20 protein-coding genes and 1 riboswitch are annotated in these 24594 nt (G+C 65.6%); of the genes, 6 read left to right on the top strand and 14 right to left on the bottom strand.

The features are described from left to right. Positions 1-188 precede the first annotated feature (188 nt). The 6 genes from H7828_RS01430 to H7828_RS01455 all read right to left on the bottom strand — a co-directional run bounded on the left by H7828_RS01430 (position 189) and on the right by H7828_RS01455 (position 8550). The gene (locus tag H7828_RS01430; RefSeq protein ID WP_226779155.1) at positions 189-1673 is read right to left on the bottom strand and encodes an inorganic phosphate transporter; all 1485 of its coding nucleotides are present in this window, start codon (positions 1671-1673) and stop codon (positions 189-191) included. 84 nt (positions 1674-1757) lie between these two features. Then, positions 1758-2216, bottom strand: coding sequence for an NUDIX hydrolase (locus tag H7828_RS01435; protein WP_226779156.1), 459 nt, complete (start codon positions 2214-2216; stop codon positions 1758-1760). 127 nt (positions 2217-2343) lie between these two features. Next, positions 2344-4896, bottom strand: a complete 2553-nt coding sequence (locus H7828_RS01440) for a putative PEP-binding protein (RefSeq protein WP_226779157.1) — start codon at positions 4894-4896, stop codon at positions 2344-2346. Between the two features lie 66 nt (positions 4897-4962). Beyond that, positions 4963-7017 (bottom strand): glycine--tRNA ligase subunit beta, encoded by a 2055-nt coding sequence (gene glyS / locus H7828_RS01445; RefSeq protein ID WP_226779158.1) that lies wholly within the window; start codon positions 7015-7017, stop codon positions 4963-4965. 26 nt (positions 7018-7043) lie between these two features. Beyond that, positions 7044-7559, bottom strand: coding sequence for a DUF6446 family protein (locus H7828_RS01450; protein ID WP_226779159.1), 516 nt, complete (start codon positions 7557-7559; stop codon positions 7044-7046). 31 nt (positions 7560-7590) lie between these two features. Then, positions 7591-8550: a glycine--tRNA ligase subunit alpha gene (locus tag H7828_RS01455; RefSeq protein ID WP_226779740.1), complete on the bottom strand. Its 960-nt coding sequence runs from the start codon at positions 8548-8550 to the stop codon at positions 7591-7593. Between the two features lie 141 nt (positions 8551-8691). Here H7828_RS01455 and H7828_RS01460 point away from each other — a divergent pair, with 141 nt between their 5' ends. Beyond that, positions 8692-10440: a serine protease gene (locus H7828_RS01460; protein ID WP_226779160.1), complete on the top strand. Its 1749-nt coding sequence runs from the start codon at positions 8692-8694 to the stop codon at positions 10438-10440. On the opposite strand, the gene H7828_RS01465 is transcribed toward H7828_RS01460, so the two are convergent. The 4 genes from H7828_RS01465 to metZ form a co-directional block, all read right to left on the bottom strand. Continuing rightward, positions 10424-12007 (bottom strand): thiamine pyrophosphate-binding protein, encoded by a 1584-nt coding sequence (locus tag H7828_RS01465; RefSeq protein ID WP_226779161.1) that lies wholly within the window; start codon positions 12005-12007, stop codon positions 10424-10426. The genes H7828_RS01460 and H7828_RS01465 overlap by 17 nt on opposite strands. Next, the gene (locus tag H7828_RS01470; RefSeq protein WP_226779162.1) at positions 12007-13455 is read right to left on the bottom strand and encodes a TrkH family potassium uptake protein; all 1449 of its coding nucleotides are present in this window, start codon (positions 13453-13455) and stop codon (positions 12007-12009) included. The genes H7828_RS01465 and H7828_RS01470 overlap by 1 nt, the downstream gene beginning before the upstream one ends. Positions 13456-13551: 96 nt before the next feature. Beyond that, complete coding sequence (gene folE2 / locus H7828_RS01475) at positions 13552-14646, bottom strand: GTP cyclohydrolase FolE2 (RefSeq protein WP_226779163.1); 1095 nt, start codon at positions 14644-14646, stop codon at positions 13552-13554. A gap of 139 nt (positions 14647-14785) precedes the next feature. Beyond that, positions 14786-15967 carry an O-succinylhomoserine sulfhydrylase gene (gene metZ, locus H7828_RS01480; protein WP_226779164.1) on the bottom strand — a complete coding sequence of 394 codons (1182 nt, stop codon included), beginning with the start codon at positions 15965-15967 and terminating at the stop codon, positions 14786-14788. Positions 15968-16007: 40 nt separating this feature from the next. After that, a riboswitch (SAM riboswitch) is annotated at positions 16008-16086 on the bottom strand. 107 nt (positions 16087-16193) lie between these two features. Here metZ and H7828_RS01485 point away from each other — a divergent pair. After that, positions 16194-16895 carry a glutathione S-transferase N-terminal domain-containing protein gene (locus H7828_RS01485; protein WP_226779165.1) on the top strand — a complete coding sequence of 234 codons (702 nt, stop codon included), beginning with the start codon at positions 16194-16196 and terminating at the stop codon, positions 16893-16895. Between the two features lie 286 nt (positions 16896-17181). On the opposite strand, the gene H7828_RS01490 is transcribed toward H7828_RS01485, so the two are convergent. Beyond that, positions 17182-17778 carry an inner membrane-spanning protein YciB gene (locus tag H7828_RS01490; protein WP_226779166.1) on the bottom strand — a complete coding sequence of 199 codons (597 nt, stop codon included), beginning with the start codon at positions 17776-17778 and terminating at the stop codon, positions 17182-17184. A gap of 12 nt (positions 17779-17790) precedes the next feature. Beyond that, positions 17791-18693, bottom strand: coding sequence for a DMT family transporter (locus H7828_RS01495; protein WP_226779167.1), 903 nt, complete (start codon positions 18691-18693; stop codon positions 17791-17793). 60 nt (positions 18694-18753) lie between these two features. Between H7828_RS01495 and H7828_RS01500 the strand changes: the two genes are divergently transcribed. Then, on the top strand, positions 18754-19221 hold the full coding sequence (locus H7828_RS01500; protein ID WP_226779168.1) for an MgtC/SapB family protein: 468 nt from the start codon (positions 18754-18756) through the stop codon (positions 19219-19221). An 11-nt stretch (positions 19222-19232) separates the two neighbouring features. On the opposite strand, the gene ftsY is transcribed toward H7828_RS01500, so the two are convergent. Then, a complete protein-coding gene (gene ftsY, locus H7828_RS01505; RefSeq protein ID WP_226779169.1) occupies positions 19233-20327 on the bottom strand; it encodes a signal recognition particle-docking protein FtsY in 1095 nt (364 codons plus the stop codon). A gap of 52 nt (positions 20328-20379) precedes the next feature. Here ftsY and H7828_RS01510 point away from each other — a divergent pair, with 52 nt between their 5' ends. After that, on the top strand, positions 20380-21144 hold the full coding sequence (locus tag H7828_RS01510; protein ID WP_226779170.1) for a BUD32 family EKC/KEOPS complex subunit: 765 nt from the start codon (positions 20380-20382) through the stop codon (positions 21142-21144). On the opposite strand, the gene H7828_RS01515 is transcribed toward H7828_RS01510, so the two are convergent. Then, positions 21141-22847, bottom strand: a complete 1707-nt coding sequence (locus tag H7828_RS01515; RefSeq protein WP_226779171.1) for an NAD(P)H-dependent oxidoreductase subunit E — start codon at positions 22845-22847, stop codon at positions 21141-21143. The two genes, H7828_RS01510 and H7828_RS01515, sit on opposite strands and share 4 nt — an antisense overlap. Before the next feature lie 174 nt (positions 22848-23021). Between H7828_RS01515 and H7828_RS01520 the strand changes: the two genes are divergently transcribed. Together H7828_RS01520 and H7828_RS01525 are read left to right on the top strand one after the other, a co-directional pair. Then, entirely contained in the window at positions 23022-24068 is a 1047-nt protein-coding gene (locus H7828_RS01520) for an alkane 1-monooxygenase (protein WP_342592278.1), read from the top strand. Positions 24069-24146: 78 nt separating this feature from the next. Beyond that, positions 24147-24545 (top strand): hypothetical protein, encoded by a 399-nt coding sequence (locus tag H7828_RS01525; protein ID WP_226779172.1) that lies wholly within the window; start codon positions 24147-24149, stop codon positions 24543-24545. The last annotated feature ends 49 nt before the right edge of the window (positions 24546-24594 follow it).

Genomic DNA, 24594 nt, shown 5'->3' on the forward strand with positions numbered 1-24594 from the left:
TGAAGCGCTTTCATCGCCCAATCCGTCAATGGTTGAATGTCCGGACACAGTGGCATGGACCGGTTAATGAACGGTGAAATTTGCCCGAACCGGCGGGACGGGGACCAACCTGGCGATTCACCGCCCCCCTGCCCCGCCCATCGCGACACACCGGGCGGGATCGTCGATGGCACATGGCCACCCGCGGTCTAGCGCATGGCCAGGTTGATCAGCGTAAAGATCAGCGCCGACAGGATGGCGGCGGCGGGGACGGTGATGATCCAGGCGGCGATGATCGTCATGAAATGCGACCGGCGCACCAATTTGCGGCGGCGGCGCTCTTCGGGGGCATAGGTCGCGCGGTCCGGCATCGCCAGCCGGGCCTTGCGAATCCGCCGCTCGGCGTCCCACTCGCGGAAGAAGCCGACGCCGAACACGCCCCCCACCGCGATATGGGTCGAACTGACGGGCAGGCCAAGCCAGCTTGCCACGATCACCGTCGAAGCGGCGGAAAGGGCAACGCAATAGGCCCGCATCGGGTTCAGCTTGGTGATCTGCCCGCCGACCATGCGAATCAGCTTGGGTCCGAAAAGGAACAGGCCGAAGGAGATACCGAAGGCACCGATCACCATGACCCAGAAGGGAATACCCACCGTATCGGACAGATCGCCCGACTGTGACGCCTGGACGATGGCCGCCAGCGGCCCCACGGCATTGGCCACGTCGTTGGCCCCGTGGGCAAAGCTCAGCAAGGCGGCCGAAACGATCAGCGGAATGCCGAACAGCACCTTGAGAGACTTGTTCCGGTTCTCAAGCCCCTCGGATTGCCGGCGAATCACCGGAATCATGACCGCCCATGTCGCCACCCCGATCACGGCCCCCATCAGCAAGGCGGTGCCCAGATCGACCGAAATCAGTTTCTTCAGTCCCTTGAGCACAAGATAGGACGAAAAGACGCCCGCCATGATGCCCACCAGAACAGGCACCCAAACCCGCGCCGCCGCAATCTTGTCATCCCGATAGATGATCCGCGACTTGATCAGCCAGAGAAACAAGGCCGCGATGCCGCCGCCAAGAACCGGTGAAATCACCCAACTGGCGGCGATGGTGCCCATCATCGACCAGCTGACCGCGGCAAACCCCGCCGCGGCAACCCCTGCCCCCATGACGCCGCCGACCACGGAATGGGTGGTTGAAACCGGCGCGCCAACCCATGTGGCCACGTTCACCCAAAGCGCGGCCGAAAGCAGTGCTGCCATCATCGCCCAGATGAAGGTGGCCGTGGTGCCCATGCTTTCAGGCGCGATGATGCCCTTGGCGATGGTCGAAACCACGTCGCCCCCCGCGATCAGCGCACCGGCGCTTTCGAAGACAACGGCAATGGCAATTGCGCCGCCCATGGACAGCGCATTCGCCCCGACCGCCGGACCCATGTTGTTGGCCACGTCGTTCGCGCCGATGTTCAGGGCCATGTAGGCGCCAAGACAGGCCGCAACCAGCACGATGAACGAATTGTTCTCCATGCCGGTGAACAGCATCGCGCTGATCCCGGCCAGCAGAACGAAAACCAGCCCGACCCCCGGCCCCACCATGGGGCGTGACGCATAGCTGGTCGCAAGCTCGATATTCGAGAATCGCGCCAGGTCGCGATCCAGTGTATCCAGATGGCGTGGGTCGCCCTGTTCGTCAGCCATGTCCGTCATCCCCTCGATTGGGAAAGACGACTAGCGTCCTCTTGGCGGTGGAATCAACCGTCAATGCGGCAGCGCCGAAATTACTTAGCGACTGCGGAAGATCGACTTCAGTTCCGGCTCGTTCACCATCTCGGCGGCCTTGTCGGCCGTCACCCACCTGCGTGTCCTCTCGTGGGCTTCGGGGAAATCTTCGGACAGATCCTCGACCGCGACGGCATAGACCAGCGTTTCGACCGGTATTTCCCATCCCGAGGATTGCCGCTTGCGGTAGGAATAGCTTCCGATCGGTTCCTTCGTGGCCTTGCTGTTGCGCACGCCAGCCTCTTCCCAGGCTTCCTGCAAGGCGGCCTCGTTGGATTTCAGCCCGCGGATGGGCCATCCCTTGGGAATGATCCAGCGGCCGGTGTCCCGGCTGGTCACAAGCAGGTATTCACGCGACTTGCCCTCGCCACGATGGCACAGGGCAGCGACCTGCAAACGCTTCGGGCGTTGCAGAAGGGGGGCCAGGAACCCGGTCCAGACCGATTGGAGGGCAACATTCATTAAAAAACCACTCGACTTTTTCTTCTTTTTCTATGCGTCCCTATATAGGATGCCGCTGGGGAAATTGCAATTTCCACGCCCAAGCCACCGGAATCCGCCATTTTTCCAAAGACGATCCCGCGACCGCTTAGCGCGGCGTCTTCATCTTGTCGCGGATCGCCAGGTGCGCGGCGGCCAGGCGCGCCATCGGCACCCGGAACGGCGAGCACGAGACATAATCGAACCCCGCCGCGCGGCAGAAAGCGATGCTTTCGGGATCACCCCCATGTTCGCCACAGACCGAAAGGGTGATGCCCGGATGGGCCCTGCGCGAACGCTCCACGCCCAGCGTCAGCAACTCTCCCACCCCGTCGACATCCAGCCGCAGGAAGGGATCTTCAAGAAAGACCCCCTGTTGCACATAGGGCCCCATGAAGCGCCCGGCATCGTCGCGCGACAATCCGAAGGTCATCTGGGTCAGGTCGTTGGTTCCGAAGGACAGGAAGGCGACGGTTTCCGCGATCTCACCGGCGCGCAGGGCCGCGCGGGGCGTTTCCACCATCACCCCCATGCGATAGCGGAAATCGACGCCGGTTTCGCCCCGCACCGCCGCCGCCACGCCATCGACCCGAAGGCGTACCAGTTCAACCTCGCGGCGGGCCGAAACCAGCGGGATCATCACCTCGGGCACGACGCGGCCGCCCACCTCGACCGCGGCCTCGAAGATTGCGCGCGCCTGCATGTCGTAGATCTCGGGCACCGCGATGCCCAGCCGCACGCCGCGCATGCCCAGCATCGGGTTCACCTCGCGCAGGGATTCGACCCGCGCGATTACCTTGGCCAACGGCAGGTCCAGCGCCTCGGCCAGACCCAGCAGCCCCTCGCGCCCTTCGGGAAGGAATTCGTGCAGGGGCGGATCAAGCAGGCGAATGCAGACCGGCAGCCCCTCCATGACGCGGAACATGTCGGCAAAATCCGACCGCTGAACCGGCAGCAACCGCTCCAGCGCGGCGGCGCGGTCTTCCGGCCTTGCCGCGAAGATCATCTCGCGCATCACGGTCAGGCGGTCGGCGTCGAAGAACATGTGTTCGGTGCGGCACAGCCCGATGCCCTCGGCGTTGAAACGGCGGGCCATGTCGGCCTCGGCGCGGGTGTCGGCATTGGCGCGCACGCCGATGTCGCGCAGACCGTCGGCCCAGCCCAGCAGCGTGCGGAAGGCATCATCCAGCGCCGGTTCGACAAGCCGTGCCGCCCCGACCAGCGCCACCCCCTGGCTGCCGTCGATCGTCACCATGTCGCCCTCGTGAAACACGCGGCCATGATCGCCGGTCAGGGTCCGGGCGCGGGTGTCGATGGCAATGCCCGAGGCCCCGACGACACAGGGAAGGCCAAGCCCCCGGGCGATCACCGCGGCATGGCTGGTGACGCCGCCCTTCTCGGTCAGGACAGCGACCGAGGCCAGCATCCCACGCACGTCGTCGGGCTTGGTTTCGCGACGCACCAGAATGCAGGCTTCCTCGCGCGCCGCGCTGGCCTGCGCCGCCCGCGCCGTGAAGACTAGCCGCCCGGTGGCCGCGCCCGGGCTGGCCGCGATCCCCCGGGCAAAACTGTCGCGCGGGCCGTCGGGATCGACCTGGGGGTGCAGCAGGTCGGACAGGGCGGTGGGTTCGATCCGCAGCACCGCCTCCGAGCGCGGAATGATCCCGTCCTGCGCCAGGGCCACCGCCACCCGCACCGCGGCCCGGGTATTGCGCGGCACCCGCACGGCATCAAGGATGTGCAACCGCCCGGCATCTATGGTGAATTCGATCTGCATCTCTTCGCGCAGCCGACTGCGGCAAAGCGCGCCGAAGGCGACGAGTTCATCGAAGGTTTCGGGGCAAAGTTCCTCCAGCGAGGCGCCGCGCCCGTCGCGCGTCAGGTAGATGGCCCGCGCGCCTTCCACCAGTGCCTCGCGCCCCTGGCTCTGGCTCAGATAGCGGCCCGTGACCTGAGCCAGACCCGTGGCAGAGTCGATGAACTGGATCACGCCCGAGCCGCATTCGCCCCGGCGGCCATGCCCCACCCCCAGGGCCATCACCTGCACCACCAGCCCCAGCCCGGCATCGCTGGGCGCGCCCTTGGCCTGGCGCAGCAGGCGCGCCGAGGTTCCCTCCCAGGCCCGCGCCATCGACCGCAGCACATCGCTCAGCTGGCGTTCGGGGTTCTGCGGGAAAGGTTCGTCCAGCTCCGCTTCATAGGCCGCCAGGAGTGCCGGAATGGCGCTGGCGTCGGGCTTGGATATTTCGAACATATCCGGGTCAAGCCGATCCACAAGAACGGCATAGGATTGTATAAACCGGACATACAGTGCATCTGCCGCCTCTGGCCCGATCAGCCCGGTCAGGCGTCTGTGCTGGGCGTCGTTCATCCCGATGTTCAGGATCGCCCCCGGCCCGCCCCAATCAGAGACCTGCCCCGAGGGGCGTACCGACAGCAATCTGTCGCGCCCCAGCTCATCGAACAGCGGCCCCAGGTCGGGCAGTTCGCCCAAGGCGATGCGGCGCACCATGTCACAGCCAAGCGCGACGGTCTGCGGCACGGGCAGGCCCATGCGGATCAGCCGCTGCAAGCATTTCGCGCGCCCCCCATGCTCCGCCGCCGAAATGGCGGCGGTGGCGGTTATCGCGGTATGGGCCTGGCTTTCGACGGTTTTCTGCACTGCGGCGCTCCGATGTCGCGCGCAGGATAGCCCCCTTGCGGTGTCATGCAAGGATTACGTCCGGGCCTAGCCTTCGATGCGGGTCAGATCGGCGACGCCAAGACAGATGGTGCGGATGCGGCTTAGCAAATTCAACCGGTTGCGGCGGATCACCTGGCTTTCGGCGTTCACCTGCACCGCCTCGAAGAAGCCGTCGATGGGCGCGCGCAGGGCGGCCATGGCCGACATGGCGGCGGCGAAATCCTCGGCCTGCATGGCGGGCGCGATCTGTGCATCTGCGGTATCAAGCGCGGCGAAAAGCGCCTTCTCCTCGTCGGTTTCGGCGTATTTGACATCGGCCCCATAGGAGTATTCGACACCATCCTTCGCCTCGGCCTGGGCCAGGATGTTGTTGGCCCGCTTGAACCCCTGCAACAGGTTTTCGCCATCGTCCGTTTTCAGGAAATCGGCCAGGGCATTGGCCCGGTTGACCAAAAGCGTGAAGTCGTCACTGCCCGGCATGGCCAGGCAGGCGTCAATCACGTCATGCCGGATACCCTGGTCGCGCAGGTAGACCTTGAGCCGGTCGTGGATGAACGCCACCAGGTCGGCGGCCTTGTCTTCGGGCAAGGCGCCCAAAACGGTCGTAAGCTGCATTCGAAGGCCCGAGGTCAGCAGCAGCCGGATCACCCCCAGCGCGGCGCGGCGCAGGGCGAAGGGGTCTTTGCTGCCGGTCGGTTTCTCGTCGATCGACCAGAAGCCGGCCAGCACGTCCAGCTTGTCGGCCAGGGCGACCACTACCGAAAGCGGCGCGGTGGGCACATCGTCGGACGGGCCCAGCGGCGAATAGTGATCCTGCGCCACGGCCGCCACCTCTTCGGGGTGGCCCGCCGCCGCGATGTAATACCGGCCCATGAGCCCCTGAAGTTCGGGGAATTCGTAAACCATTTCCGAGGTCAGGTCGGCCTTGGCCAGCCCGGCGGCCAGCGCGGCCTGCTCGGGGTCGGCCCCCACCACCGGCGCGATCTCGCGCGACAGGGCCTGCACCCGCGCGACCCGGTCGGCCAGGGTGCCCAGCTTGTTGTGGAAGGTGACGTTTTCCAGCGCCTTCGCCCATGCACCAAGGTCGGATTTCGCCACCCGCAGGTCATTGTCCCAGAAGAACCGCGCATCCGACAGGCGGGCCGACAGAACCTTCTGGTTGCCCGACAGGATCGTGGCGCCGTCATCGGCGGTGGTGCGGTTGGCGACTGTCACAAATCGAACAATCTGGCCTGATTTCGGGTCGCGAACGCTGAAGAACTTCTGATGTTCGCGCATTGAGGTTTGCAGCACCTCGGGCGGCAGGTGCAGAAAATCCTCGCCGATCCGCCCCATCAGCACGACCGGCCATTCCACCAGGCCGGCCACCTCGGACAGAAGCGCGGCGTCTTCCACAACCTCCAGCCCCTGGGCAAAGGCGGCGGTGGTGGCATCGGCCCAGATGTGATCGGCGCGGTCTTGGGCAGAAAGCATCACCTTGGCGCGCGCCAGCTTGGCCGCGTAGTCATCAAAACCGGTGACCGAAAAGGCATCGGGCGCCAGGAAGCGATGACCGCGCGTGGTGTCGCCCGCGCGGATGCCGTCGATTTCAAGGTCCACCACCCGGTGGCCATCCTCGGCCGAAAGGATGCACAGGATCGAATGCAGCGGCCGCACCCAGCGCAGATCGCCCGCACCCCAGCGCATGGACTTGGGCCAGGGGAAATTGCGCACCACCTGCTCCAGCACCTCGGCGACGATGGCATCGGCGGGGCGGCCCGGCGTTTCGATCACCGCGACGTAGACCTGCCCCTTCTTTTCGTCGCGCACCTGCAAATCCTCGCGGGTCAGCCCGGTCGAGCGCAGGAAACCCTCGATCGCCTTTTGCGGCGCATCGACGCGCGGGCCCTTGCGCTCTTCCCGCTTGGCGGGGGCACCATCCAGTAGCCCCTCGACCGACAGCGCAAGACGGCGCGGCGTGTGGAAGGCCCCGGCCGAGGCATAGGTCAGACCAGCCTCGACCAGGCCGTCGGTCATGCGTTTCTTCAGGTCCTCGGCGGCGCGGGCCTGCATCCGGGCGGGAATTTCCTCGGAAAACAGTTCGATCAGCAGATGTGCCATGTCAGGGTTCTTTTCGTGAAATTGGTTCAGTCGCGCGGCGGACAGGACGGCCCGGCGGGGGTGCCGTCATATTCCTTGTCGCCGCAGTGGTTCAGCTGGTGCCAGGCATAGGCGCGGCCATCGTCGAAAACCGCCACCACACGGTCGACACCGTATTCGATGTTCTCCTGCCCCAGAAAGGCGATCGCCTCGCCGGTTTCCAGCGCCGCGCCGATGGTTTCGGCATCGAAACAGTCGAACCAACCCGGCGCGGTCAGCGGCTGGGCGTTTTCGTAGGTGACATAGGTTTCGGTCAGCATGGCCTGGCTCATCGGAGTGGTGAAACAGGCGCGGAACCGCAGGGGCGAACTGTCGGCGTCGATGCCGCGGAAATCCTCGGCCAGGATGGCCTCGGGTGCGTCGGTTGCCAGCATGGTCAGCTGCACGTCGTCCGGGGTGTATTCAACCTTGTCGTAGAAGGCATAGACCTGAAGGTAATACATCGTCGCTCCGGCGACGAGCGCTGAGATCACGATGGTCCCTCCGATGATGCGGCCATTCATGGTGCCTCCGATCCGGGGCAATGTTGCGCGCTCATGCGGCCCAGCCCCCCTGCGGCGTTTCAAGGTAGGCGTCGGCACAGGCCTTGGCCAGCGCGCGCACCCGGCCGATATAGGCCTGGCGTTCGGTGACCGAGATCACGCCGCGCGCATCCAGCAGGTTGAACAGGTGGCTGGCCTTGATGCACTGGTCATAGGCCGGGTGCACCATGACGATACGCTTGCCCGATTTCGGATCGTCGGCCTCCTGGGCGATGATCCGGTGGCATTCGGCCTCGGCATCCTTGAAATGCTGAAGCAGGGTGTCGGTGTCGGCGACGTCGAAGTTCCAGCGCGAATATTCCTGCTCGGTCTGGCGGAAGACATCGCCATAGGTCAGCGGGATCGGCGCATCGGGGGCGTTGAAGGGCATGTCCATGACATGATCGACGCCAAGGATATACATCGCCAGACGCTCCAACCCGTAGGTCAGTTCGCCCGAGACGGGGCGGCAGTCATGCCCGCCGACCTGCTGGAAATAGGTGAACTGCGACACTTCCATGCCATCGCACCAGACCTCCCACCCCAGGCCCCAGGCCCCCAGCGTGGGCGATTCCCAGTCGTCTTCGACAAAGCGGATGTCATGCAGCGCCATGTCGATGCCGATGGCCGCAAGCGAGCCGAGGTAAAGCTCTTGCAGGTCGGGCGGCGAGGGTTTGATCAGCACCTGGAACTGATAGTAATGCTGCAACCGGTTGGGGTTTTCGCCATAGCGCCCGTCGGTGGGGCGGCGCGAAGGTTGCACATAGGCGGCCGCCCAGGGGTTGGGGCCAAGCGCCCTCAGCGTCGTGGCGGGGTGGAAGGTGCCCGCCCCCACCTCAAGATCGTAGGGCTGCATGACGGCACAGCCGCGGGCGGCCCAATAGGTCTGCAGGCGCAGGATGATCTCTTGAAAGCTCTGGGGCGTGTCCACTGTGGGCCTCGTAATTCTGGCGGGCAAAAGCGGGTTCTGCATAGGCACATGGGCAACAAGGGTCAATTGCGCCCGCCACTCTCTTCAATGTTTCTTGACCTCGTGCAAGATATCGCTCTCATGAGGTCGGCTGTGAAAATGGCGAAATTGACAAGGGTTGAGCGGATAAGAATGTTCGGATTTATGAGAAGTCTTGTGGTGGTAACGGCCGCCTTCGTAGCGGCGGGCGCACAGGCCCAACAGAATTCGTGGATTCAGGTCGAGGCCCAGCCGCGTCTGCAGGCCGCCCAGGAACGCGCGTCCGACTATGCCCGGCGCCTGCCGAACGTGGCGGGTTTCCAGTTGGGATCGACCAACTGGCACGCCATCGTCGTCGGCCCCTATGACGAGGATGTGGCCGATCGCCTGCGTCGTGATCTGCGCAGCCAGGGGGCCATTCCCGGCGACAGCTTCGTCACCGACGGTCAATCCTTCGGCACGCAGTTCTGGCCCATCGGCGGCGCGGCGGCTCAGGCCCCGGCCACGCCCGCCACCCCGTCCCCCGCCGCTCCGCTGACCGAAACGGCCGAGCCGCTGCCGGTCATCCCCGCCGAACCGGCCGATGAGACCCCCGCCGAGGCCCGGCGCAGCGAAGCACAGTTGACCGGCGAAGAACGCCGCGCGCTGCAGGTGGCGCTGCAATGGGAAGGTTTCTACGACGCTGCCATCGACGGCGCCTTCGGCCGTGGCACCCGCGCCAGCATGGGCGAATGGCAGGCGGCAAAGGGCTATGACGTGACCGGCGTTCTCACCACCCGCCAGCGGACCGAGCTTCTGGCCGCCTATAATGCCATCCTTGAAGGGCTGGGCATGGAAACCGTGCGCGACGATGTGGCGGGCATCGAGATCAAGCTGCCGCTGGCCATGGTGGGGTTTGACACCTACGAACCACCCTTCGCCCATTACGGTCCCCACAAGGACGCGAAATTTCCCAAGGTCCTGCTGATTTCCCAGCGGGGCGACGAGAACACGCTTTTCGGTCTCTACGACATCATGCAGACCCTTGAGATCGTGCCCGAAGAGGGCGCCCGCGAAAAGCGGCGCAGTTCCTTCACCCTGATCGGCGAGAACGCCGAGTTCATCAGCCAGACCGAGGCGGTCACCAAGGACGGAACGGTCAAGGGCTTTACCCTGATCTGGCCGCGTGGCGACGAAAAGCGCCGCCAGCGCGTGATCGACGAGATGACGGCAAGTTTCACCGCCATTCCCGGCCAGGTGATGGACGACCTTGTGGGCGACCCGACCGAGGATCAGCGGATCGACCTTCTGGCCGGGCTTGAGGTGCGCCGCCCCGAAGTGTCGCTCAGCGGCTTCTACGTCGATCCGCGCGGCCATGTCCTGACCACCAGCACCGCCGTGCAGCAGTGCAGCCGCATCACCCTGAACGAAGAGGTCGAGGCGACCCTGAAGGCCAGCGATGCCGACAGCGGCCTTGCCCTTCTCACCCCCGACCAGGCGCTGGCGCCGCGCGCCTTTGCCCGGTTCCAGCCCGCCGTGCCGCGGCTGCAATCGGATGTGGTGCTTTCGGGCTATTCCTACGAGGGCATCCTTGGTGCGCCCTCGCTGACCTTCGGCACGCTTGCCGATCTGCGCGGCCTGAACGGCGAAGAGACGATCAAGCGGCTCGACCTTGCGGCGCAGCCGGGCGATGTGGGCGGCCCGGTCCTGGATGTCAGCGGCGCGGTCCTGGGAATGCTGGTTCCCGGCATCGACAAGGACGGGCGCGCCCTGCCCGATCAGGTATCCTTTGCCGTCGATGTGGAAACCATCGCCGGTTTCCTGTCGGACAACGGCCTGTCGGCCACCGCCGCCGAACGCGCCGGCCCGGTGAAGGCCGGCGTGCTGAACGACATGGCCACCGACATGACGGTGCTGGTCAGCTGCTGGCGCTAAGCGCCGGCGTCATCAGGATGACGGTCGGGCCGTCCGCCTTCAGGGCGGCCCCCACGGCCTCTTGCAGGTCCGATAGCGTCGCCGGGGCCACGGCCCCCGCGCCATAGGCCCGGGCCAGCGCCAGGAAATCCGGGTTGCGCGCCACCACGGCATTGGGCGCGATCTGGCTGCGCACCATGGCGTCTTCGATTTCCTTCAGCTTTCCATTGTCCCACAGCAGGATCGGCAGCGGCAGGCCCAGTTCAACGGCCGTTCCCAATTCCTGCAACGAATACTGGAAGCCGTAGTCGCCCGCGATGGCCACGGTCGGCAGGCCGGGCCGCCCGACCGCGCCACCGATGGCCGCCGGAAGGGCATAGCCCAAGGTGCCGAAGCCGAAGGGGTGGTGCCAGTGGCCGGGCCGCGCCATGGGCCAGATTTCCTTGGCGGCATAGGCGAACTGGGTCATGTCGGAATAGACCATCGTGTCGTCGGGCAGCGCCGCGCGCAGGGCATCGCAGATCGGCAGGATGCCGGGCCGCTCGGCGTCGATCTCGGCACGCCACTTCGCGCGGGCCTCGCGCACCTCGGCCCCGCTCCAGCCGGTGGCGGGCGGCGCATCGCAGGCGGCCAGCAGCCGCCCCATGAACCCGCCCGCATCCGACAGCACGGGATAGGCCGCCCGGTGCCTGTCGTTCAGGCTTTGCGGGTCGATATCGACACGGATCATCGGTGCCTCATGGCCCAGCACGTCGCGCCAGAGATCGACCTCGGCCAGTTCGGTTCCGATCGCCAACACCAGATCGGCGCTGGCGATCACCTGCGCGCTGTCGGGGCGGGCCAGCAGGGCGCCGAAATGCAGCGGATCATCCGGCGCGGCGATGCCCCGCCCGGCATAGGTGGTAAAGCTGGCGGCGCCCGTGCGCTGCAACAGCGCCCGCGCCGCATCCGACGCCCCCGCCGCGCCCCCCCCGAAGATGAAGAGCGGCCGCTTGGCCGCGGCCAGCAACGCCGCTTCACGCTCCACCGATGCCGCGACCGGCGGTTGGGCCAGCGGCATGGCATCGGGCGCCGGTGCAGCCGAGGCGCCCAGCACCGCGATCGGCACCTGGATATGTTTCGTGCGCTTGCGCAGGGTGGCGAATTCGCCCAGCGCCCGGTCGATCAGGGCAAAGGCCCCGTCGGCGTCGCGCGCGGTGTGCGACCAGTCGCTGACCGTGGCGGCCGCGCCCTCCTGGTCGCGCATCTGGTGCAACTGCCCCTGCACCGAAGCCGTTTCATCCAGGCAGGACGACAGCACCAGCAGCGAAACCGAATCCGACCAGGCCTGGCCCATGGCCGTCATCGCGTTCAGAAGGCCCGGCCCGGTGATCACATAGGCCACCCCCGCCCGACCCGTGGCACGGGCATAGCCATCGGCCATGAACCCCGCCCCCTGTTCGTGACGGGCCAGCACATGGGTGATCCCGGCCTCTTCGATTCCGCGATACATCTCGACGTTGTGCACGCCCGGAATCCCGAAAATGGTATCGACGCCCCGCGCCTTCAGCATGTGGGACATCTGCGCCCCCAGCGGTCGTTCGCTCATCATCCCCTCCAGAACATCGCGGTAAACAGAACATAGACCGCCATGATCTCAAGCCGGCCAACAAGCATCCCGGCGATCAGCAGCCACTTGGCGGTGTCGTTGATCGGCGCAAAGGTCCCGGCCGGGCCGATGATCGGGCCAAGGCCGGGGCCGATATTGGCAATCGCCGTCGCCGCCCCCGAAAGCGAGGTGACGAAATCCAGCCCCGTCATGGCCAGAAGCACCGAAAGCACCCCCAGCGACACCACGAACAGCACCAGGAAGGCAATGACCGAGTTCATGACATCGCTGCCCACGGGCCGCCCGTCATAGCGCGGCGTGAAGATGCCATGGGGCGAGTGGATGCGCCGGATCTGCGAATAGATGGCCGCCAGCAGGATCTGATAACGGAAGATCTTGATCGAACAGCAGGTCGATCCGGCACAGCCCCCCACCAGCCCGATCAGAAAGAAGACCACCATCGCGAAGCTGCCCCAAAGCTGGTAGTCGACGCTGGCATAACCGGTGCCCGAGATGATCGAGGTGACGTTGAACAGCGCCTCGCGCAGCGACGCCTCGGCGTCGCGGTCGTCGGCCACCATCTGGAAAATGCTCATCACCACCACGACGACAAGGATCACGGAAAGAAAGGCCCGGATCTGCGAATCGCGCCAGAAGGGCTGGGCGGTGCCCGCGATAAGCTGGATGTAGCGCACGAAAGGCATGCTCGCGAGGATCATGAAGATCGAGGCGGCGTATTCCGGTGCGCCCTGGAAGGCCCCGAAGGATCGGTCGGTGGTCGAGAAGCCGCCGGTCGACAGCGTGGTAAGCGCGTGGTTGATCGCCTCGAAGCTGGGCAGACCCAGCGCCAGGTAGCAGAGAAAGCAGATGAAGGTCAGCGCGACGTAGATCCAGCTGATCTGGGCCGCGATCTCGGCGGCGCGGGGCAGGATCTTGCCCATGGTATCGAAAGCCTCGGAGCGGAAGATCTGCATCCCGCCCACCCGCAGTTCGGGCATGAAGACCATGGCCACGACGATGATCCCGATCCCGCCGAACCACTGCAACATCGAACGCCACAGCAAAAGCCCCCGCGGCAGGGAATCAAGCCCGGTGAACACTGTCGATCCGGTGGTGGTCAGGCCCGACATCGCCTCGAACATCGCATCCGTCAGGCTGGCCCCCGTGGCGCCCAGCACGAAGGGCAGCGATCCGAAAATCGGCAGCATGACCCAGACCCCGACGGTCAGAAGGAAGGTCTGCTGAATCGAGATCCGTTCGACAACGCCATTGGAACAGGCCAGCGCGATCAACCCGCCGGTCAGCGACACGATCACAGCCGCCTCAAGAAATGCGGGCCAATGGCCGTTGCCCGCGGCAAGATCAACCATCAGGGGCACGACCATGGTTGCGCCAAGGGCAGCCACAAGCAGGCCGATCACATATCCAACAGGGCGCGGGTCGATCATGGCAAAGGCTTGGCCAGATGGCGCGAAACTGTCAACCGGAGGCGCAGAGGCCAGGGTGCAGGTGCAGCACGAAAACGACAGGTCATGACGGGCGCGTCACCCGCCGTGGACAAGGCTGGAGAACAGGCGCGGATCAAGGCTGGCCTGCGCGAAGGTCGGCCCCTCGGTCAGGACAGAGACGGCATCGTGGCTGTGCAGGCTTTCCTGGTGGCTGGCCACGATACGGTAATCCCCGACCCGCGAATCCCCCTGCAACCTTTCGGCAAACAGGCGCGCGGCGTCTTCCACGAAGATCGGATTGGCGGCGTTCAGCTCGGCAAAGGCCTGTTCGTCCTCGCGCTTGACCATGACCTGGGTTTCCGTCGGCACTGCGGCGCGGCACAGGTCGATCAGGTCTTCGAACCAGAGACAGGGGGCACTGTCGCGCACCACCACCGAAACCCGCGCGACCGAGCGCTGGGAATGGGGCGTCGCCAGTTGCCCGCGGTTCTGGCGGGCATGTTCGGCCAGCTCCAGCGAACAGGGGCAGGTCGAGGAATAGACGTAATCAAGGTGCAGGATCTGCTGGCGTACCCCGCCCTGCTCCACCAGTTCCAGCGCGATATCGTAATACTGGTATCCCGCCAGCCCCGACCGCAGCGAACCCAGCGCCATGGGAAAGGACAGGCGCATCTGGATGCGGGCGTCAAAGCTCTCCAGGTCGGTCTTGTAATCGTCCAGTGCCGCTTCGATCACGTTGAAACTGAACGTCTTTTCCGCGTGGGTATAGAAGGTGCGCATGATGCGCGACATGTTGATGCCCTTCTTGTCCGCCTCAAGCGATACGGTGCCGGTGACGCTGGTTTCCAGCATCAGGGGCGCCCCGTCGCGGGTGCGATAGCGGATCGGCAGGCGGAAGTTGCTGATGCCCACATGCTGGATCTGGCGCTGCGCCCCCCGGATCAGGGCGGCGGGGCCGTTCTGAAGATCGGGCAGGCTGGCCAGATAGGCCGGATCGGTGCGAAACTCGGCAGGATAGTCCCGCGAAAGGCCGGTCGTGGCGCCAGCCTGGCTTGGCGCCAGGTCGGCGATGGCCGGGTCCAGCGCGGCGATCTCGGCCGGAGTCGACCGCCCCGCCCATTCGCGCAGCACCCTCAGGGCCTCTGCGGCATCTTCGCGTTCGGATTCACCGGGCGGAGTGTGAACGTTCATGGGCGGCCTCTACAGAGGGTGGGACGGACGGCACCGGATACCGCCGCCCTGCCACAGGTTCTAGCGCATTTCGCAGCCGGGCGCACGACCGCTGTTCAAACCCGCACTCGGGCCGGCGGCCGACAGGGCGATGCGCCCGTCAAACCGCATCCAGCGCCCCGAGTATATCCGCCAGCAGATCATCGGCATCCTCGATACCCACCGACAGCCGAACCAGCCCCGGCGTGATGCCAAGGGTCGCGCGCTGTTCTTCGCTCAGCCGCTGGTGGGTTGTCGTGGCGGGATGGGTGACGATGGATTTCGCATCGCCAAGGTTGTTGGAAATGGTCATGATCTTCAGCGCATTGAGAAACCGGAAGGCCGCCGCCTGCCCGCCCGCTATGTCGATCGACAGAACGGTGCCGCCCTTCTCCATCATCCGCAGGGCCACGTCATGCTGGGGATGGTCGGGCAGATGCGGGAAGATGACCCGCGCCAGTTTCCCGTGCCCGTCCAGCGCGGCGGCGATCTTCGTCGCACCATCGGTCATGGCGCGCACGCGCAGATCCAGGGTTTCCATGCCCTTCAGCATCACCCAGGCGTTGAAGGGCGACATCGCGCCGCCGGTATGCTTGACGTAGGGCTCCACCGTCTTGCGGATGAATTCGCGGGTGCCCAGGATGACGCCCCCAAGGCAACGCCCCTGCCCGTCGATATGCTTGGTGGTGGAATAGACGACGACATCGGCACCCAGTTCCAGCGCACGGCTCCAGATCGGGGTGGCGAAGACATTGTCGACCACCACCGTGGCCCCCACGCCATGGGCGATCTTCGCCACCTCTTCCAGATCGATCACCTCCAGCGTCGGGTTGCTGATGGATTCCAGGAACACGGCCCGGGTATCGGGGCGGACAGCGGCGCGCCAGGCGTCAAGATCGGTGCCATCGACAAGGGTGATCTCAACCCCGAAGCGGGCCAGCACATCCTCGAGGATGTACAGGCACGAGCCGAAAAGCGCCCGGCTGCTGACCACGTGATCGCCGGCCTTCAGCATCGCGGTCAGCGCCCCGCTGACGGCGGCCATGCCGCTGGCAGTGGCAAAGGCATCCTCGGCCCCTTCAAGCGCGGCGATGCGTTCTTCGAACATCCGCACCGTGGGGTTGCCGTAGCGGGCATAGATGAACTCATCCTCGCCCGACTTCAGGAACCGCTGCTCGGCCTGTTCGGCGCTGTCGTAGACAAAGCCCTGTGTCAGGAAGATCGCTTCCGACACTTCGCCATACTGGCTGCGCCGGGTTCCGGAATGCACCAGTTTGGTGCGGGTGTTCCAGTCTTTCGTCATGGGTGCCCCTCGTACAAAAACCCCCACCGTCAAAGCGCCGGGGGCATTTGTCCCGACCTCTTTAGCGGAATTTTTAACGTGGCCCGCAATCCGGTGAACAAATCGCCACGATGGCGCCAGCCATAGCGCCCCGCCCCGCGACGGTCAAGCGCACAGCCCCCGGCGCGCCGCCCTTGCACGCCGGGCCCGTCCACCCCAGTGTCAGGGCAGACGAACGGAGAAACCAATGTCCAAACCAATCGATCTTTTCTACTGGCCCACGCCCAACGGCTGGAAGGTCAGCATAGCCCTTGAAGAAATGGGCCTGCCCTACGACGTGACGCTGATCGACATCGGCGCCGGCGCGCAGTTCGATCCCGAATTCCTGAAGATCGCGCCCAATAACCGGATGCCCGCCATCACCGACCCCGACGGCCCCGACGGTGCGCCGATCTCGATCTTCGAATCCGGCGCGATCCTGCAATACCTCGCCCGCAAGACGGGCCGCTTCTGCGGGGATACGGAACGCGACCGCGTGGCGGTGGACCAGTGGCTGATGTGGCAGATGGGCGGGCTTGGGCCCATGGCGGGCCAGGCGCACCATTTCCTGAAATACGCCCCGGCCATGGACCCACCCCATGACCTGCCCTACGCAAAAGACCGCTATCGCGCCGAGACGGGCCGCCTCTACGGCGTGCTTGACCGTCAGCTTGCGAAAAGCGAATTCGTCGCCGGCGACTTCTTTTCGATCGCCGACATGGCGATCTGGCCCTGGGCATCGCTCTGGGAAGGCCAGCAGCAGACACTGGAGGACAAACCCCACATGGCCCGCTGGCTGGAAACAGTCGCCGCCCGGCCGGGCGTGAGCGCAGGACGCGCGGTCGCGGCCGAAAAACGGTCCGACCTGCAATCCGACAGGAAGGCCCAGGGCAACCTCTTCAAACGCTGATCCACTTGGCGCCGTCAGAGGGGGGCTGTCTGCCCCCCGCTGGCTGCGCCAGCCCCCCGAGGATATTTTCAGACCAAAGATGGAACGGTTAACCTTAATGCAAGGTTTATCATGCCATTCTCGGGGTCCGGGACAGGCTGGGAAGCCGATGATCGTGACCGAAGATGGTGGCTCATCCCCGCGCGGATGGGCCACTTTCCATCTTTGGTCGTGAAATATCCTCGGGGGGGCCCGGAACGGGCCGGGGGCAGACAGCCCCCTCCCCGCTCGCCGCAGGCGCCTGTGCCTATTTCTCGCGCGTCTTGTAGGTTTCGAACAGCTTGCCTTGCAGCATGAAGAAACCGAACATCGCCGCGGTCAGGCCGAAGGTCTTGAAGTTCACCCAGGCGTCGGTGGACATCGTGCGCCAGATCACCTCGTTCGCGATGGCCAGGCCGAAGAAGAACAGCATGAACCGCTTGGTCAGGATCATCCAGCCTTCCCGCTCCAGCGGGATCATCTCGTCCATCAGCACCCGCAGGTAGGATTCGCCGCGCAGCAACCCGACCCCCAGGATCGCCCCGAAGATCAGGTAGATCAGCGTCGGCTTCATCTTGAAGAAGCGTTCGTCGTTGAACCAGACGGTCAGCCCCCCGAAGACGACCACCAGGACCAAAGTCAGAAGCTGCATCTTGCTGAGCTTGCCGGTCAGGCGCCAGAGGATGAAGCTGCTGAGCGCGATCAGCGGCACGAAGGCCGCCGTGATCACGATGAAGCCGGAATAATCGGTGCCCCCGATGGTGAAGGTCCGGTCGCGCAACATCAGGTAGCCGGCGAAGAACAACAGCACAGGCCCCAGTTCCAGCGCCGATTTTGCCCATGCGGGGATGGATTTTTCTTGCATCATGGTCTCCGGTCAGCCTCCCATTTCTACTATCACGGCACCGACTGCGATCAATGCCATCAGTGCCATCCGGCGCGGTCCCACCGTTTCGCCCAGCACGAGCCAGCCGATCAGGGCGGCGAAGACCGTCGAGGTTTCGCGCAGCACCGCCGCCTCGCCCACCTTGTCCAGCCGGGTGGCCAGCATGACCGACCCGAAGCTGCCGAAGGCGATGACCGCACCGATGGCCCCCCGCGACAACAGCGGGCGCAGCGCCGGACGCGGGGACAGGCTGCGATAGCGCAGATAGCCGATCAGCGGAAAATCCATGGCCGTGATCACGAAGAACCAGGCCAGGAAGGTGAAGGGATCGGGCGTCGCGCGGATGCCGTAGGCGTCGTAAGTGGTATAGATGGCCACCAAACCGCCGGTGGCCAGCGCGATCCACAGGGCGGGCACCAGGGTATCGCGCTGCAGGTCGATGAAGATCAGGTTGTAAACCGCCAGCCCGAAGATTCCGGCCAGAAGAACCGCCACCCCCACCCACTGCATCGGCGCGAAGGTTTCACCGAAGATCAGCCAGGCGCCGATGACGGTGAAAAGCGGCCCGGTGCCCCGCACCACGGGATAGACCACCGTGAAGGCGCCGCGCGAATAGGCCAGCGCCATCCCCACCTTGTAGACGAAATGGATCAGCAGCGCGCCCCCCAGCAACAGCCACTGGGTGCCCTCGGGCCAGGGCACGGCGAAAAGCGCGATGGGCAGCGCGAAGAGGAAGATGAAGGCGTCGATCACCCCGCGCGTCAGCCATGGGTCGTGCATGCCCTTCTGCAACGCGCCGAAGACCGCATGCAGCACCGCCGCCGTCAGCGCCAGCGCCAGGGCAAGCTGGTGCCCCGCGGCCGTGCCCTCCATGGCCAGCAACCAATCGCTCATCCGCGAAACCCCCGGGGCGGTTCAGGCGTTGGCCCTGGAACAACCGGCAATCGAGGGCGCATGTTTGACAACATCCTGAACGATCTGACAGGCACATTCAGCACCGTGCCGGTGGATGTGGCCACGCTGCGGCTGGTGGTGGCGGTGATCCTGGGGGGCGCCATCGGGTATGAACGCGAGCTGCGTTCGAAGGCGGCGGGGCTGCGCACGCATATCCTGATCGCCCTGGCCGCCTGCCTGTTTGTCATCATCTCGCAAAGCATCGCCACACTGCCCTTCGGGGCCGATGCCGAACTGCGTGTCGATCCGCTTCGCCTGATCGAGGCGGTGACCGCCGGTGTCGCCTTCCTTGCGGCCGGGGCGATCTTTACCCAGGGCGCGAAGGTCCACAACCTGACCACGGGGGCGGGCATGTGGCTGGCGGGGGCAATCGGGCTGGCCTGCGGGGCCGGACAGGTGCCGCTGGCCGTCATCGCCACGGTGATCTGTGTCGCGGTGCTCTGGGCGCTGCGACAGCTCGAAACCTGAGCGGTCATCCCTCAGACCGCGGCGCCGGTCAGGGCCACGGCAAATTCCTCGGGGTCGAAGGGGGAAAGATCGTCGATCTGTTCGCCAACCCCGATGGCGTGGATCGGCAGGCCGAAGCGGTCGGCCAGCGCGACAAGGACGCCACCGCGCGCCGTGCCGTCCAGCTTGGTCATCACCAGGCCGCTGACATCGGCCAGCTTCTGGAAGATTTCCACCTGTTGCAGGGCGTTCTGGCCGGTGGTCGCATCCAGCACCAGCAGGGTGTTATGGGGCGCCGAAGGGTCTTTCTTGCGGATCACGCGGACGATCTTGCTCAGTTCTTCCATCAAGTCGGCGCGGTTGTGCAGCCGCCCGGCCGTGTCGATCAGAAGAAGGTCGGCCCCCGAGGCTTCGGCCTTGGTCATCGCGTCGAAGGCCAGCGACGCCGGGTCCGAGCCTTCGGGCGCCGTCAGAACCGGAACGCCGGCGCGTTCGCCCCAGACCTGCAACTGTTCCACCGCCGCCGCGCGGAAGGTGTCGCCCGCCGCGATCACCACCGATTTGCCGGCGGCGCGAAACTGGCTGGCCAGCTTGCCGATGGTCGTCGTCTTGCCCGACCCGTTGACCCCCACCACCAGCACGACCTGCGGGCGGTTCGGATAAAGCGGCATTGGCCGGGCGACGGGCTCCATGATGCGGGCGATCTCCTGCGCCATCAGCGCGCGGATCTCGCCCGACGACATCCGCTTGCCGAACCGGCCCTCGGCCATGTTGGCGGTGACGCGGGTGGCGGTCTGCACACCCATGTCGGCGGTGATCAGCAGTTCTTCCAACTGCTCCAGCATGTCGTCGTCCAAGGCGCGGCGGGCGACATTCGCATCGGGCGCGCGCCCGACAAGGCGGTTCAACAGGCCGGGTTTTGCCTCAGGTTCCGGCGCCGGGGGTGCGGCGGCCGGGGGTGCGCGCTCGGGCTCCGGCGTCGGCGGGGGGGGCGGCGAAGGCTCGGCTGCGGCGGCGGGCGGCGCGGTGTCTTCCGCCGTCGCGTCGCCCACGATGGCGTCCACACCTTCCTCCAGCTTCGAGGAACTCTTGAACAACTTGCTCTTCAGCTTGTTGAAGAATGACATCGGCGGCCCTTTTCGCAACCCTTGCCCATCAGTTAGGGCAGTTGGGCGCCGGATGGAAGGGCGGGGGTTTGTCAGCGCGCGCGCCGCACCCTATATCCCGCCCATGACACCGCCCGATCTGAACTCCGCGATCCTGGCCGCGCTGGCCGAAAACCCCGACCGGGTGCAGCACATCATCCATGACGGCAAGACGATCTGGCTGAAGCGGCGCGAAAGGCTGGGCCCGGTGCGCCGGCTGCAGAAGGGCGATTCCGCCCGCGCCTTCGAGGCCGAGCGTGCCGCCCTGCACGAATGGGCGGCCTTGGGCGCCCCTGCCCCGCGCATCCTGGCCGAGGGGCCGGAGTTCTTTGCCATGGCCGACTCGGGCCGACCGCTTCACACCCTGATGACCGACGACGCGGCGCATCTGCCCGCCTTCCGCGCCGCCGCCCGCGCGCTGGCCGACCTGCATCGCCGGGGGCTGAGCCACGGGCGGCCGTCGCTGAAGGATATCTGCTGGGACGGCGAAAAGATCACCTTTCTCGATCTCGAACGCTATGCGCCCCGGCGTAACACACCCAAGGGCCACGCGATGGACCTGGTGATGTTCGTCTTCAACGGGCTGACCGTGGGGCGCGGCATGACGCCCGAAATGGCCGCCGCGATCGAAACCTATCGCGCCGAAGACCCCGCCCATGTCTGGGAGGCGGCGCGCGCCTGGTGCCACCGAATGCGCTGGATCGACTGGCTGACCAAGCCGATCCAGATGCGCGGGCCGGGAAAGGCAAAGGAATTCAAGGCGATACCCCTTACCCTTGCCACCTTCGCCGCCCCCTAGCCCCTGGCGCCCGTGCCGCCGATTTCTTCCGGGAAATGCGCCATGGTCAGGCGGATCGGATTGGGCGCCGCCTGTCCCAGCCCGCAGATCGACGCATCGGCCATCGCCTCGCACAGATCCTCAAGCAGGGCGGTATCCCAGGTTTCCGCCTCCATCAGCTTGACCGCCTTTTCACAGCCGACCCGGCAGGGCGTGCATTGGCCACAGCTTTCATCCTCGAAAAAGCGCAGCATGTTCAGCGCGGCATCCCTTGCGCTGTCGGCGTCCGACAGGACGACCACGGCGGCCGAGCCGATGAAGCTGCCCAGGGGTTGCAGCGTGTCGAAATCCAGCGGCACGTCATCGACGCTGGCGGGCAGAAGCCCCGAAGACGGGCCACCGGGCTGATAGGCCTTGAACACATGCCCTTCGGCCATGCCGCCTGCCTCGGCGATGATGTCGCGGATCGTCGATCCGGCCGGCAGAAGATAGACCCCGGGGCTGGCCACCCGCCCCGAAACCGAAAAGCTGCGCAGCCCCTTGCGCCCGTTCCTTTCCACCGACGACAGGATGCCCGGCCCTTCACGGCAGATCCGCGCCACCCAGTGCAGGGTTTCGACGTTGTGCACCAGGGTCGGACGGCCGAAGATGCCCACCTGCGCGACATAGGGCGGGCGATGGCGCGGCAGCCCGCGCTTGCCCTCGATGCTTTCGATCATGGCGCTTTCCTCGCCGCAGATATAGGCGCCGGCGCCACGGCGCAGGTCGATATACCCGGGCGCCACAAGGCCCGCGGATTCTAGCGCGGCAATCTCGCGGCGCAGGATTTCAAGAACCGCGGGGTATTCATCGCGCATGTAGATGAAGCAGGTCTCCGCCTCGACGGCCCAGGCGGCGATCAGCATACCTTCCAGGAAAAGATGCGGTCTGCGCTCAAGATAGAACCTGTCCTTGAAGGTGCCCGGCTCGCCCTCATCGCCGTTCACGGCCAGATAGCGCGGCCCGGCGTTGGCCCGCACGAAGCCCCATTTCTTGCCCGAGGGAAAGCCGGCACCACCCAGCCCCCGAAGGCCCGATTGCAAGAGCTTGTCCTGCACCGCTTCCCAGTCACCACTCTCGCGCAATGTTGCAAAAGTGCTATATCCGCCGTCGGATACATAGGATTCATAGGCCTGATAGTCGGGAATATGACAGTGCGTATCCTCGCTTTCGATGGCGGCCCGCACCTTTTCGGGCGTTGCGCGGTCGATGTGGTTGTGGCCAAGCTCGACCGCAGGCGCCGTATCGCAGCGCCCCATGCAGGGCGCGCGCAGCACCCGCACCGTCGCCGGATCAAGCCCCTGCTCCAGCGCCGATTTCAGCGCCTGCGCCCCGGCCAGTTCACAGGACAGCGAATCACAGACCCGGATCGTCAGGGCCGGCGGCGGCGTCTCGCCCTCTTTCACCACATCGAAATGGGCATAGAAGCTTGCCACCTCCTGCACCTCGGCCATCGACAGGCGCATTTCCTCGGCCAGGGCACGCAAAAGCGGCGCCGAAAGACAGCCCTCGGCATCCTGGATCAGGTGCAGATGTTCGATCAGCAGATCGCGCCGACGCGGCCGGTCGCCCAGGATCTCGTGCAGGCGGGCCAGCGCGCCATCGTCCAGTTGCCGCCCCTTCGGCGTCTTGCGCCCCCTGCCCTTGCCGGATTTCCAAACACCCTTGCGGTCGTCCAGTGCCATGTCGCGTCCTGCCTTTCCAGATTCCTGCCGCCACCCTAGCGTTTCCAATCCCGATGGCCCATGTCAAATGCGACACCCCGTGCCCGCAACAAGGCCCGGCAAACCTGACAGGCGGCCAAATTTGCGCCATCATGTTCAGCGATACTTCACGGAATCTGTCTCAGGATGTGGCCCATGATGCCCGGACCGACCCGCCTTTTCGCCATCGCGACGCTTCTGCCCGCCGTCCTTCTTCTGGCGGGCACCCTGCTGGGCGGGCCTGCGCTGTGGCTGGGGCTGTTCTGCATGACGCTGCTTGCCGGCACGCTTGACCATCTGGTGGCCCGCGATGCCAGCGCGGGGTGCGAATTTCCGGCGGGGGACGGGCTTTCGGTGGTTCTGGGCGGGTTTCACTTTGCCCTGCTGTTTTCGGCCGTCTACGCCCTCGGGCGCGGCAGCGTCCTGTCACCACTCGAACATGCCGGGGTGTTTCTGGGGGTTGGGGTCTGGCTGGGCCAGGTCAGCAATTCCAATGCGCACGAGCTGATTCACCGCAGCAACCGCTGGCTGTTCCGGCTTGGCAAATGGATCTACATCTCGCTTCTGTTCGGGCATCACACCTCGGCCCATCCCAAGGTCCACCACCGCTTTGTCGGATCGCACGACGATCCGAACACCGCGCAACTGGGCGAATCCTATTACGCCTTCGTGGCCCGCGCCTGGCCCGAAGGCTTCGCCGCCGGGCGCGACATGGAAACCGCCCTGCTGGCACGGCGCAACCTGCGTTTCGCCGCCCTGCATCACCCCTATGTCACCTACATCCTGGGGGCGGTCGGCTTTGCCGGGCTGGCCCTGGTACTGGGGGGGCTTTTCGGGCTGCTCTGGTTCGTCTTGCTGGCGGGTTTTGCCCAGCTGCAACTGCTGATGTCGGATTACGTGCAACACTACGGCCTGGTGCGCCGCCGCATTGATCCCACCCGGCTGGAGCCTGTCGGCCCGCACCACAGCTGGAACGCGCCCCATTGGTATTCGGGCGCGATGATGCTCAACGCGCCGCGCCATTCCGATCATCACGCCCACCCCACGAAGCCCTATGCCACGCTTGAGCTTGGCGATGTACCGATGCTGCCCCGCTCGCTTCCGGTGATGGCGCTGATCGCGCTTTACCCGCGCGCCTGGTCGCGCATAATGGACAAGCGCGCCGCGAAATGGCGCCGCCCGCCCGCCGGAACCGCCGCCTGACACAGATGTGAGCGGCTTTCCCCGCATTGCCCCAAGCTGCCACTTTTCGCGCGACTTTGCCTGTGGCAGGCTGACACCATGAAACAGCTTCTGCCCCTTGCCTTTCTCGCCCTCTTCACCGGAGTCGCCAGCGCGCAGGCCCCGATGACCGCGGCCGAATTCGATGCCTATACCCAGGGCAAGACCCTGTTCTTCGAGGCGGGCGGCCTGTCCTACGGGGTCGAGGAATACCTGCCCGGCCGCAAGGTGCGCTGGTCGTTCCTGGATGGCGATTGCAAGGAAGGCAGCTGGTACCCATCCGGCGCGCAGATCTGCTTTGAATACGAAGACGGCACCGGCCCGCAGTGCTGGACCTTCTTCCGCGATACGGGCGGCTTGCGCGCGATCTTCCAGGGCGACGATCCGCAAACCGCCCTTTACGAGGCGCGCCAAAGCGATGAGCCCATGGTCTGCCTCGGCCCGAAAATCGGCGTCTGAGCGGGCAATGCCCCCTTGCCTTGGCCCATGACGCGCCGCATCCTTTGAC

Source organism: Oceaniglobus trochenteri (assembly GCF_020529025.1).
GTDB classification, from domain to species: Bacteria; Pseudomonadota; Alphaproteobacteria; order Rhodobacterales; family Rhodobacteraceae; genus Oceaniglobus; species Oceaniglobus trochenteri.